This window comes from Streptomyces sp. P9(2023), assembly GCF_032436795.1.
In the GTDB taxonomy this organism is placed as follows: domain Bacteria; phylum Actinomycetota; class Actinomycetes; order Streptomycetales; family Streptomycetaceae; genus Streptomyces.
Map to the genome: position 1 here is coordinate 37,223 of NZ_JAUPWM010000004.1, position 11,214 is coordinate 48,436.

General features: G+C 72.1%; 10 protein-coding genes. 4 read left to right on the plus strand and 6 right to left on the minus strand.

Annotated elements, in window-relative coordinates; translation table 11 throughout:
• Window positions 1–73: 73 nt before the first annotated feature.
• Together Q5762_RS07165 and Q5762_RS07170 are read right to left on the minus strand one after the other, a co-directional pair.
• Window positions 74–2,266: a trypsin-like peptidase domain-containing protein gene (locus tag Q5762_RS07165; protein ID WP_315891136.1), complete on the minus strand. Its 2,193-nt coding sequence runs from the start codon at window positions 2,264–2,266 to the stop codon at window positions 74–76.
• Complete coding sequence (locus Q5762_RS07170; RefSeq protein ID WP_315891137.1) at window positions 2,263–2,748, minus strand: CU044_2847 family protein; 486 nt, start codon at window positions 2,746–2,748, stop codon at window positions 2,263–2,265. The genes Q5762_RS07165 and Q5762_RS07170 overlap by 4 nt, the downstream gene beginning before the upstream one ends.
• Before the next feature lie 97 nt (window positions 2,749–2,845).
• Here Q5762_RS07170 and Q5762_RS07175 point away from each other — a divergent pair, with 97 nt between their 5' ends.
• Entirely contained in the window at window positions 2,846–3,034 is a 189-nt protein-coding gene (locus Q5762_RS07175; protein ID WP_315891138.1) for a DUF6104 family protein, read from the plus strand.
• Between the two features lie 33 nt (window positions 3,035–3,067).
• On the opposite strand, the gene Q5762_RS07180 is transcribed toward Q5762_RS07175, so the two are convergent.
• On the minus strand, window positions 3,068–3,886 hold the full coding sequence (locus Q5762_RS07180) for a hypothetical protein (protein ID WP_315891139.1): 819 nt from the start codon (window positions 3,884–3,886) through the stop codon (window positions 3,068–3,070).
• Between the two features lie 148 nt (window positions 3,887–4,034).
• On the opposite strand from Q5762_RS07180, the gene Q5762_RS07185 reads away from it, so the two are divergent.
• Window positions 4,035–4,943, plus strand: a complete 909-nt coding sequence (locus tag Q5762_RS07185; protein WP_315891140.1) for a DUF4097 family beta strand repeat-containing protein — start codon at window positions 4,035–4,037, stop codon at window positions 4,941–4,943.
• Window position 4,944: 1 nt separating this feature from the next.
• Window positions 4,945–5,892, plus strand: coding sequence for a helix-turn-helix transcriptional regulator (locus tag Q5762_RS07190; RefSeq protein WP_315891141.1), 948 nt, complete (start codon window positions 4,945–4,947; stop codon window positions 5,890–5,892).
• On the opposite strand, the gene Q5762_RS07195 is transcribed toward Q5762_RS07190, so the two are convergent.
• The 3 genes from Q5762_RS07195 to Q5762_RS07205 all read right to left on the minus strand — a co-directional run bounded on the left by Q5762_RS07195 (window position 5,889) and on the right by Q5762_RS07205 (window position 9,717).
• Entirely contained in the window at window positions 5,889–7,307 is a 1,419-nt protein-coding gene (locus tag Q5762_RS07195) for a cellulase family glycosylhydrolase (RefSeq protein WP_315891142.1), read from the minus strand. The genes Q5762_RS07190 and Q5762_RS07195 overlap by 4 nt on opposite strands.
• A gap of 111 nt (window positions 7,308–7,418) precedes the next feature.
• Window positions 7,419–8,384 carry a zinc-binding dehydrogenase gene (locus Q5762_RS07200; protein ID WP_315891143.1) on the minus strand — a complete coding sequence of 322 codons (966 nt, stop codon included), beginning with the start codon at window positions 8,382–8,384 and terminating at the stop codon, window positions 7,419–7,421.
• A gap of 124 nt (window positions 8,385–8,508) precedes the next feature.
• Entirely contained in the window at window positions 8,509–9,717 is a 1,209-nt protein-coding gene (locus Q5762_RS07205) for an NADP-dependent malic enzyme (protein ID WP_315891144.1), read from the minus strand.
• Window positions 9,718–10,254: 537 nt separating this feature from the next.
• On the opposite strand from Q5762_RS07205, the gene Q5762_RS07210 reads away from it, so the two are divergent.
• Window positions 10,255–11,211, plus strand: coding sequence for an ABC transporter substrate-binding protein (locus Q5762_RS07210; RefSeq protein ID WP_315891145.1), 957 nt, complete (start codon window positions 10,255–10,257; stop codon window positions 11,209–11,211).
• Window positions 11,212–11,214: the final 3 nt, after the last annotated feature.

An 11,214-nucleotide genomic window follows, 5' to 3' on the forward strand; every position in this document is an offset into this window, starting at 1 on the left:
TGGGCTAACCGGACCTTTTGGCCGGGTGGTCCACCGGGTGGTCCACCGGGCGGTCCACCGGGCGGTCGCGGGGTCACCACTCCTCCTCGCCGAGCATCGGCGGACCCTGGAGCGGATCTTCGTGCGGTGGGCGGTCGGGGGGATCGAAGAGGACGGCGAGGTTCGTGGCCCAGGCGTGCTCGGAACCGTCCGGCCCGAAGGCCGGGTCGAAAGCCGGGTCCAAAGCCGGGTCGAAGGCCGGGTCTTCGTCGAAGTACGGATCCGGGTCCAGGCCCGGGTCCAGGTCGAGGTCCAGGTCCAGAGGCATGTCGGCCAGGTCCATGTCCATTGCCACCCGCCTGCGCAGCGAGAGGACCGGCCCGTGCAGCCCCTCGGCCCGGCCCGCCTCGGCGAGCAGCCGGTCGGCCCGCTCGTGGAACTCGACGCAGGCGGCGTGGTCGTGATCGTGGGCGCCGGTGCGCCAGAGGGCGATGGGGTGACCGGCGGCAAGCGCGGCGGCCATGGCCTTGAGTCCGTCTCCGCTGCCCACGGGCCCGCAGTAGACCGGAACGGAGCCGTCCGCCGCCTCGGAGAGCCGTACCCAGGCCTGTCGGGGGGACTCCCGGCGGATCCGGTGCGCCGCGTGGAGGTCCCGCCGCGCCGCGAGCACCTCGGCGCGCAGCGGTACCGCCCGGAGCGGTCCGATCCCTGCCGTACGCCACCGCCGGTGCCACTCGGGCGCCGGCGCGCGGGTGCGCCGGCCGGCGTCCCGGATGACGACGATCCGGCGGTGGCCGAGGGGCAGCGAGCGTTCGTCGAAGAGTTCGTCGTCGGGCGACAGACGCCAGGTGTCCAGGGGTTCGTCGAAGAGCTCGCGCGGCAGCAGCGCCTCGACGGCGGCCAGATGCTCGCCCCGGTCGCCCCGGGCCAGCGCGTCCGCGAGGGGCTCCCGCAGGGTGTCCCGGAGCCGTTCGCGCTCGACGCCCTCGTCGTCGCCGTGCAGCGGGGTGATCGTGCGCCCGTCGAAGAGCAGCTTCACCTGCCAGGGGAACTTCCGGCCGTAGCGCGGGGGGTCGATCTCGATGAGGACGTCGGCCCGCGCCCCGGGCTCCCGCACCGGGCCGCCGCCGGTGGGACGGCCGTCGGCCGCCGCCCGGCCGACGGCGAGGGCGCCGGCGATCGCCTTGCGGGTACGGAGCGGCATCTCGGTCGCCGCCTCGGTGACCCAGGTGGCCAGACTCCGTAGCGCGACGCTGTCCCCGTGCCGCTCCCTGACGTGCCGGGCGACCTTCGCCGCGTACACGAACACGGCGTTCGGGCCGAGGTCCGCGGCCGACTCCTGGTCCGGCTCGTGGAGTTCGTGGAGGAGTCCGACGCCCTCGCGCCAGGTCTGCGGGGCGACTTCGAGCACGGGGCGCAGGTCGTGGCCGACCGTCAGCCGGCGGGCCTCGTCGACGAGGTGCAGCACGTCTCCGGGGCCGGTGGGTGGGGGCAGCTCGGCGAGCCGGCCGTACAGATCGATACGGCGTCCGGGGTCGAGGCCCTGGGCGGTGGGCGGCCGGTGGTGGAGCTGCGCCCTGGTCCAGTCGGCCTCGTCGGAGAGCGAGTGGTACCGGGCGAGATGGTGCCGGTCGTGGTCCCGCATGACCTCGGAGAGCACCTCGCCGCCGCGCTCCCGGCGGAGCCACTGCAGGGAGGTGATGGGGACGGCGGCGCCCTCGTCCGCGCCGCGCCCCTTGTTGAGGCCGATGACGACCGCGCGGTTCAGATCGACCACGGGTCCCCCGGAGAGCCCCTCCACGGGCTGGGTCCCGCTCAGCAGGAGGGCCCCGCCGTCGACGCCGTGGACCTGGCCGAGGGCTTCGCGGATCGCGAGCCGGCCGGTCACCCGGGACCAGCCGTGCAGCGCGACCGGGATGGGCTCCGCGATGACGGGGGCGCGCTCACTGAGCCGTACGCAGCTGGCGTCCCGGGCGTCGGGGACGCGGACCAGCGCGAGGTCCGGGAAGTCCCAGCGGTCGAGCCGCTGTTCGGGCTCGGCGGGGCGCGGGCTGGCGAGGACGACCTCGCCGGTCGTCACTCCGCCGTCCCAGACGATGCCGACGGCCCGCTCGCCTTTCCACACCGCGCTTCCCCCCTTTGCCACGACGTGGGCGCAGGTCAGCACCCAGCCGGGGGCGATGAAGAAGCCGGTGCCCCAGTACCGGTCGCCGAGCGGGTCATACCCGTCACCGGGAGCCGCGATGCGTACCAGTGCGGGGCGCACGAGTGATTCGAAGGCGCTCATACGGCGCCATCGGCCGCCGGCCGGTGCGACGGCCCGTCATCGCGCGCGTGCGCGGGGCCGGGCACGGTGGCCGGGCCCGTGACGGGGGCCGGCTCCGGCGCCGATCCGGGTACGGGCGCCGGTTCCTGCGGCTCCTGAGCGGGCTCCTGCGCCGGGCCCGGTTCGGTCCAGGTGAGGGAGACCGCGATCGAGGCCGTGCCGCCGCCCTCCGCGAGGACGCTGATCACCTTGCCCGCCTGCGCGGACAGTTCGATGCCGAAGCTGACGGAGACCTCGACCGGCGACTGCGGGTCGAGCCCGCCCCGCAGGGAACCGACCACCCCGCGCACCACGTCGGTGAGCCCCTCGGCCATGGAGACCACCCGGTCCCCGATGCCGGTGTCCGTGAAACCGCCGCCCCGGCGGAGTTCCTCCGGCTCGCTGACGCGGGCCCAGACGGGCGTTCCGTCGTCCAGTCGTATCCGAGCGATCCCATGCGTCACAGCGGCCCCCCGCTCCCCGAAACGATGATGAAGAAGGCTAGTCCCTGCCGCTGACAAGCGCGATAGGTCCGCGCGGACCACGGCCTATCCTGATCGTATGTACTTCACTGACCGTGGCATCGAGGAACTGGAGAAGCGGCGTGGCGAGGAGGAGGTCTCCTTCGAGTGGCTCGCCGAGCAGCTGCGTACGTTCGTCGACCTCAACCCCGACTTCGAGGTGCCGGTCGAGCGCCTCGCGACCTGGCTGGCCCGCCTCGACGACGAGGACGAGGACGAGGACGAGTAGGACGCCCCAGGTGCGGGTGACCCCCTTCGGGGGTCACTGACCGCGCAGTCGGTCGTACGCGAGCCCCAGCGCGCCGTGCACGACCAGCAGACCCCCCGCCGCCGTCCAGCCTCCGCTGCGGCGGCTGATCCCCCAGGCGAGCAGCGGCAGCCCCGCCCCGAGTTGGGCCGCGCCGAGCAGCCGGGCCCTGGGGCCGCGCAGATACGGGCCGAACGGGCCGCCCTCCACCGCGTCGAGTTCGGCGCGTACGGCGTCGCGCCAGCCGGACCATTCGAGCTGTTCCGCACCCTGCGCCAGGGCGACCGAGCGGAGCCGGTCGGCGCTCTCGCCGGGGGTGAGGCCGGTGGGCATGACCAGGCCCACGCGCGCGAGGACGGCGGTCAGGGCGATGAGCCGGGTGTGCGCGTCGGCGTCGCCGTCGGGGCGGGTGAGCGGCTCCAGGGCCTGGACGTCCAGGACGGGGTCGAGGGCGAGCCGGGCGGCGAAGGTGCGCATCGCCTCGTCCTCGCCGACCGGGGTGCCGTCCGCCAGCCAGGTGTAGCCGACGGTGCGGCGGAACCCGGCGGCGAGGGTGAAGCCGGCCCGGTCCGCGTCCCACCAGAGCGCGAGGACGGGCCAGGTGGCGGCCGAGACGGCCAGTGCGGTGGCCCAGCCGGTGACCACGCGCTCGACCGGCTCACCGCCGTGGAGCCAGGGCTTTCCCTCGGGGACGACGACGCTCCATTCCGTTCCGGCCGGCGCCAGGAGCAGTTGTTCGCGCAGCAGCTGGGCCGGTGGGCGGACCGCCGCGGGCTCGGCGCGGCAGAGCAGCAGCGCGCCGGCGGGGCGGCGCGATCCGGATGTCGCGTTCATGGGCCTTACGCTAGGCCAATTTCTCCCGTTATGAGGATGAATGTCGGCCCGCACGCCCACCGAACGGGGGTTGACTTCCCCGTGCCGCGATATATCGTGTCTACGGAGAGACGCGATATGTTGCGTCGCCGAACGGGAGGTCAGCACGATGACAGAGTGGTCCGTGGCCGAGCCGACGAAACTCACGCTGACCGAGCCCGTCACCCGCCTCCGGGTCCGTGTCGTCCACGGCACGGTGAACGTGGTGGGGACCGACGAGACCACCGCCCGCCTGGAGGTCTCCGAGATCGAGGGCCCGCCGCTGATCGTGACCCAGGAGGGCTCGACCCTGACCGTCAGCTACGAGGACCTGCACTGGAAGGGCTTCCTCAAGTGGCTCGACCGCAAGGGCCACCGCCGCCGGGCCGTCGTTTCCCTGGCCGTTCCGGCCGGCACGGACGTCGAGGTGGGCGTGATCGCGGCCGGCGCCGTGATCTCCGGCATCAAGGGGCGTACGGACGTCCAGGGCGTCACGGGTGACACCACTCTCGTCGGGCTCTCCGGTCCGGTCCGCGCCGAGAGCGTCGCGGGCTCCTTCGAGGCCCAGTCCGTCACGGGCGCGCTCCGGGTCAACACGGTGACCGGCGATCTGACCGTCATCGACGGCTCGGGGGCCTCCGTGAAGGCCGACACGGTCAGCGGGGACATGGTGATCGATCTCGACGCCGGCGAGCCGGCCGGCCCGCCCGCCGACATCCGGCTGACCAGCGTCTCCGGAGAGGTCGCGATCCGGATCCCGCACCCGACGGACGCCCGGGTCGAGGCCAGCACGACGAGCGGCGCCGTCTCCAACGCCTTCGACGACCTGCGGGTCTGGGGGCAGTGGGGCACCAAGAGCATCACCGGCACGCTCGGCGACGGCCGCGGCACGCTCAAGGCCACGACGGTCTCCGGTTCGATCGCCCTGCTGCGCCGCCCGGACCCGGTCGGCTCCGACGACGTCGACGCCTCGCCCCCGTCCTCGTCGTCGTCCTCCTCCACCACGTCCGCGTCCTCGCCCTCCGGAAAGGTGCTGTGACATGCCGCCCGTCTTCGCCCACGGCCGCCTGCGTCTCTATCTCCTCAAGCTCCTCGACGAGGCCCCCCGCCACGGCTACGAAGTGATCCGGCTCCTGGAGGAGCGGTTCCAGGGTCTGTACGCGCCGTCGGCCGGTACGGTCTACCCACGGCTCGCCAAGCTGGAGGCCGAAGGGCTCGTCACGCACGCCACCGAGGGCGGCCGCAAGGTGTACTCGATCACCGACGCGGGCCGCGCGGAGCTGGCCGGCCGCGTCGGCGAACTGGCCGACCTGGAGCGGGAGATCCGCGACTCGGTCTCCGAGCTCGCGGCCGAGATCCGCGACGACGTGCGCGGGGCGGCGGGCAAGCTGCGCAGCGAGATGCGCGCGGCGGCGAGCGAGACCCGGCAGAAGGACTCCTCGTTCGCCGACGCCAAGGAGGAGCTGCGCCGCGCCAAGCAGGAGTGGCGGGAGCAGACCCGCCAGGCCCGCGAGGAGGCCCAGTCGGCGCGCCGGCAGGCCAAGGAGTTCCAGCGGATCGCCCAGCAGGTCCAGGACGAGGTCCAGAACCGGTTCGCGCGCGGCGACTGGCCGACGAGCGTCTGGGAGGGCCTCTCGGACATCACCGCGCAGCTCGGCGGCCTGGTCACGGGCACGACGCACCCCAAGGCGTCGGGCCGGACCTCCGCACCCGGGGAGCCCGCCCCGGCGGGGCCCGTCGCCGAGGACCACGCCCCGGAGGACCGCGTACCGGAGGAAGCCGTCCGGGACTGGGCCCGGACGGTCGAGTCCACCAGGGAACCGGCCCGTGACCTGGACCGGCTCCTGGACCGCTTCCGCGACGACGTCCGTGACGCGGCCCGGGACCACGGGGTGACGGCGGCGCAGCTGACCGAGGCCCGCCGCCATCTGTCGACGGCGGCGGACCGGCTCACGTCCCTGCTGCGCCCGGAGCGGAAGGACGCCTAGCGGGCGGCGGCCTGGCGGGCGGCGGCCCGGGTTGCGGTCACCGTCACCCGGGCGCCCGGCGCGGCGAGGACCCAGGCGGTCCGGCCGCCCTTGTCCGACTGCCCGGCGGCCTTGTCCGTGCGGAGCACGATCGCCTTCCCCCGAGCCGTCACCTGCCAGGCGCCCGGGGGAAGGGACAGCTCGGTGACCCGGGACCCCTGGCGGGAGGCGGTGTACTCCAGGCGGTAGACGCCCGCCCCGGAGTCGTACGCGGCCGAGGCGACCGTGCCCGCGACGGCCTCCGCGTAGGGCTCGGCGGTCAGCTCCTTGTTCGTACGGAAGGTCCCGGCGCCGTCCACCGCGCAGTACCCGCCGCCGTAGCACCACACATAGCCGGCCCACCCGCTGCCGTACCGGCCGAGGGAGGCCATCGCCTCGCGGTAGAAGCGGTTCATGTTCGGCAGGGAGTTGTTGAGCGGCCCCCACTCCCCCACGACGACCGGGACCTGGTAATCCCTGGGGTACTGCGTCACGGCCTGTTCGTACGTCTCGATCCAGCCGGCCGCCGGGTCGTAGTCGGCGCCCGCCTCCATGGCGGTGTTGTAGAAGTGCGGGGCGTAGACGATCTTCGGGTCGTCGATCCTGCCGAGGCCCGTCGGCACGCCCTCGCCGACGATCGGGGTCGGCTCGACGAAGACCCAGGTGTCCCGGTCCACCGAACGGACCGCGTCCGCGAGCCGGTTGTACATCGGGGTCAGCTGCTCGCGCTCGATGCGGCGGGCGGCCGTCGGCAGGTCCTCGTCCGCGCGCAGCTCGCCCATGGGCTCGTTGATCAGGTCGTAGCCGAGGACGGCCGGATGGTCCTCGAAGCGGTCGGCGAGCACCCGCCACATCGCGGCCTGGGCGCGCCGCAGGTCCTCGTCCTCGTAGAGATGGGTGAAGGCGCGCTGGACGGCCGGTTCGAAGTACTCGGCGAACCAGTCGTCCGGGTGCGGGGTGAAGGGCAGTCCGTCGGTCCTGGTCGCCCACGCGGGCACGCCCCGGTGGCCGAAGGCCGGTCCGAAGACGTCCTGGTGGGCGTCGATGAGGACGTTGACGTCGTACTTCTCCGCCCAGTCCAGGACGCGTTCGATCTTCCGCAGATAGGACTCGCTGTACTGGCCCCGCTTCGGCTCCAGGTCGTCCCAGAAGACCAGCAGCCGGGCGAAGTTGAAGCCCTGGGCGCGCATGTCCCGGAAATGGCGCTCGGTGATGGCGGAGAGGGCCTGCTCGCCGCGGTTCGTCTTGTCCTCGACGTTCCAGCCGCGCAGGGTGAGGGCGCGGCCGCGGTCGTCGGTGAGCACGGGTATCGCGCCCGCGGTGTCGGCGTGGGCGACGCCGGGCGGGGCGAGGAGCGCGGCGACAACGGCGCCCGCGGCAAGGGTCGTTCGCAACATGAGAACCTCCGGCACGACGGTGTGATCGCAGTGCCGGAGATCCCATCAGCACATCTGACGATGCATCAAGCCTTTGTCAGGACGTCGTTCCGGACGAGTTCCGGACGACGTTCAGGACGTCGTCAGGACGATCTTCCCGAACAGATCGCCCGCGGCCATCTTCTCGAAGCCCTCGCGGGCCCGGTCCAGCGGCAGCACCTCGTCGATCACCGGCCGTACGCCCGTGGCGGCGCAGAACGACAGCAGGTCCTCCAGCTCGTCCTTCGTGCCCATGGTCGAGCCGACGACCTTCAGCTCCAGGAAGAAGATCCGGGTGAGCTCGGCGTGCGAGGGGCGGTCGCCGCTCGTCGCGCCCGAGATCACCAGGGTGCCGCCGGGGCGCAGCGACTTGACCGAGTGCGACCAGGTGGCGGCGCCGACGGTCTCGATGACGGCGTCCACCCGCTTCGGCAGCCGCGCGCCGGGCTCGTACGCCTCTACCGCGCCGAGTTCGACGGCGCGCTTGCGCTTGGCCTCGTCCCGGCTGGTGGCGAAGACCCGCAGGCCGGCGGCGCTGCCGAGGGCGATCGCGGCGGTGGCGACGCCGCCGCCCGCACCCTGGACGAGGACCGAGTCGCCGGGGCGCACGCCCGCGTTGGTGAAGAGCATGCGGTACGCGGTGAGCCAGGCGGTCGGGAGGCAGGCGGCCTCCTCGAAGGAGAGTTCCTTGGGCTTGGGGAGCACGTTCCAGGAGGGCACGGTGACGCGCTCGGCGAAGGTGCCCTGGTACCGCTCGGTCAGGATCGAGCGGGGCTCGTCGGGGCCGACCCCGTGGCCGGTCTGGCCGATGACCGAGTGCAGGACGACCTCGTCGCCGTTCTCGTCGATGCCCGCGGCGTCGCAGCCGAGGATCATCGGCAGCCTCTCCGCAGGCAGTCCGACCCCGCGCAGGGACCAGAGGTCGTGGTGGTTGAGCGAGGCGGCCTTGACGGTGACGGTGGTCCACCCGGGACGCACCTCGGGCTCGGGCCGTTCCCCCAGCTCAAGGCCGTTCAGCGGCTGGTCGCGGTCGATTCGGGCGGCGTAGGCAGCGAACATGGCCCCGAGCGTAGGGTCCCCACCCGCACGGCGGAACCAGGCGCCTCTGTGACGCACGTCCCCCCGGCGGTACGCGAAAGGGCCCCGCTCCGCACAGAGCGAGGCCCTCAGGCGTACCGGCGCGTCAGCGGCGCGCCACGCCCTCGGCGCGGGCGGCCGCGGCCACCGCGGTCGCGACGGCCGGGGCGACGCGCTCGTCGAACGGCGACGGGATCACGCAGTCGGCGGCGAGCTGGTCGCCGACCACGTCCGCGATCGCGTTCGCGGCGGCGATCTTCATACCCTCGGTGATCCGGGAGGCCCGGACCTGGAGGGCGCCCGCGAAGATGCCGGGGAAGGCGAGCACGTTGTTGATCTGGTTCGGGTAGTCCGAACGGCCGGTCGCCACGACGGCCGCGTACTTGTGCGCGACGTCGGGGTGGACCTCGGGGTTCGGGTTGGCCATGGCGAACACGAACGCGTTCGGCGCCATGGACGCCACCGCGGCCTCCGGGACCGTACCGCCGGAGACGCCGATGAAGACGTCCGCGCCGGCCAGGGCGGTCTCGAGCGAGCCGGTGAGGCCGGCCTTGTTGGTGAGCTCCGCGAGCTCACGCTTGACCGGGTTCAGGTCGTCCCGGTCGCGGCTGACGATGCCCTTGCGGTCCGTGACCGCCACGTCACCGAGGCCGGCCTCGAGGAGGAACTTGGCGATGGCGACACCGGCCGCGCCGGCGCCGGAGATGACCGCGCGCAGGTCGCCGAGGCCACGGTCGGTCAGCTTCGCCGCGTTACGGAGGGCGGCGAGGGTGACGACGGCGGTGCCGTGCTGGTCGTCGTGGAAGACGGGGATGTCCAGGCGCTCCTGGAGCTTCCGCTCGATCTCGAAGCACCGGGGGGCCGAGATGTCCTCCAGGTTCACGCCACCGAAGGAGGGCGCGAGCCGGACGACGGTCTCGACGATCTCGTCGGTGTCCTTGGTGGCGAGCGCGATCGGCACCGCGTCCACGCCGCCGAACTGCTTGAAGAGGATCGCTTTCCCCTCCATGACCGGAAGCGAGGCCTCCGGGCCGATGTCGCCGAGTCCGAGCACCGCCGTACCGTCGGTCACGACCGCGACGACCTGGGACTTCCAGGTGTAGTCGTGGACCAGTTCCGGCTGCTCGGCAATCGCGGTGCACACCTTGGCGACGCCGGGCGTGTACGCGAGGGACAGGTCGTCCTTGTCACGCAGCGGCACCGTGGCCGAGATGGCCATCTTGCCGCCGCGGTGCAGCGCGAAGGCCGGATCGAAGGGCTCCTGAGCCCCTTCCGTACCGCTCTCGCTCCGAGGATTGACGATCTCCGCTGCCATTGGGTTGACCCCTTAAGTCTTCTTCATTTGAGGGTTGCCACTCCTTGTTGAGGAGGGGTGGGCGGGTCCCGCGGTCGCCGTGTCTGGCAACCGCGCGGGCGCGCCGCACAACGCGCCCTGAGCCCCGGATGAGGGGTGTAAGGATCCTTCTTACCGGACGTACGTCACCGTAGACGAGTCCATTCCGGAGCGGTGATGCGGCTCATACGGACGCAATGGCGTCTTGCGCAGAGCGGGCGCGTCGCGCCATGTCAGGACACGTTCTCCTGTAGACCGGATGGTGGCCTTCGTGTCGCCCGGATGGCGAGATCAACCGGAGATTTTCCGGCCCTGAGAGGCATTTCCCGGAAGAGGTCCGGCCCGTGTCCACCGGCCCTCCGGAGTTCGGGGGTCACCCGTTACCCGATTTTGACATGCGTGGCCGTCTGAATGACGCCGTCCGAATGGCAAGATGCGCGTAATCACACGAGGTCGCGACACCCGAAGGTGCGTGCGCGCGGCCTATGGCAACGCCTCACACGCCGGAGGAACCCGACCATGACCGCACGCTCCACGCGCTGTACGACCGCCAAGACCCGCACTTCCCGTCTTGCCGCGGTCGCCGCCATCGCGGTCGCCGGCTCCATGCTGCTGACCGCCTGCGGCGACCAGACCGAGGGCGGCTCGACCGCCGAGGGCACCAAGACCGGGAACACCGCCCCGCTCTTCGCCAAGCTGCCCGCCGACATCCAGAAGGCCGGTGTCGTCAAGGTCGGCACGGACGCCTCCTACGCCCCGATGGAGTTCACCGAGGGCGGCAAGATCGTCGGTGTCGACCCCGACATCGCCGAGGCCCTCTCCAAGCAGCTCGGTGTGAAGTTCCAGTTCACCTCGGGCACCTTCGACGGCCTGATCACCTCGCTGGAGACCGGCCGCCAGGACCTGATCATGTCCTCGATGACGGACAACAAGAAGCGTCAGGAGGGCCTGGACGACGACGGCAAGAAGATCGGCAAGGGCGTCGACTTCGTCGACTACTTCAGCTCCGGCGTCTCGCTCCTCGTCAAGAAGGGCAACCCGCAGGGCGTCAACACCCTCGACGACCTGTGCGGCAAGACGGTCGCCGTCCAGCGCGGCACGATCTACGAGGACACCTTCAAGGCGCAGGCCGAGAAGTGTGGCTCGAACAAGCTGACGATCCAGGCGTTCGACACCGACGCCGAGGCCCAGACCCGTGTGAAGGCCGGCGGCGCCGTCGCCGACCTGAACGACTACCCGGTCGCCGCGTACATCGCGAAGACCTCGGGCGGCGGCAACGACTTCGAGGTCGTCGGCAGCCAGAGCGACGTCGGCCTCTTCGGCATCGGTGTCGCGAAGGAGAACACCCAGCTGCGCGACGCCGTCAAGGAAGCCCTGGACGCCATCATCAAGGACGGCTCGTACGAGAAGGTCCTGGAGAAGTGGGACGTCAAGGAAAGCGCCGTCAAGCAGGCCACCATCAACGCCGGCAAGTGACGT

Coding starts and splice junctions, on each gene's coding strand:
- Q5762_RS07190 (WP_315891141.1), top strand. CDS start 4,945: ATGCCGCCCGTCTTCGCCCACGGCCGCCTGCGTCTCTATCTCCTCAAG.
- Q5762_RS07185 (WP_315891140.1), top strand. CDS start 4,035: ATGACAGAGTGGTCCGTGGCCGAGCCGACGAAACTCACGCTGACCGAG.
- Q5762_RS07165 (WP_315891136.1), bottom strand. CDS start 2,266: ATGAGCGCCTTCGAATCACTCGTGCGCCCCGCACTGGTACGCATCGCG.
- Q5762_RS07200 (WP_315891143.1), bottom strand. CDS start 8,384: ATGTTCGCTGCCTACGCCGCCCGAATCGACCGCGACCAGCCGCTGAAC.
- Q5762_RS07195 (WP_315891142.1), bottom strand. CDS start 7,307: ATGTTGCGAACGACCCTTGCCGCGGGCGCCGTTGTCGCCGCGCTCCTC.
- Q5762_RS07175 (WP_315891138.1), top strand. CDS start 2,846: ATGTACTTCACTGACCGTGGCATCGAGGAACTGGAGAAGCGGCGTGGC.
- Q5762_RS07180 (WP_315891139.1), bottom strand. CDS start 3,886: ATGAACGCGACATCCGGATCGCGCCGCCCCGCCGGCGCGCTGCTGCTC.
- Q5762_RS07210 (WP_315891145.1), top strand. CDS start 10,255: ATGACCGCACGCTCCACGCGCTGTACGACCGCCAAGACCCGCACTTCC.
- Q5762_RS07205 (WP_315891144.1), bottom strand. CDS start 9,717: ATGGCAGCGGAGATCGTCAATCCTCGGAGCGAGAGCGGTACGGAAGGG.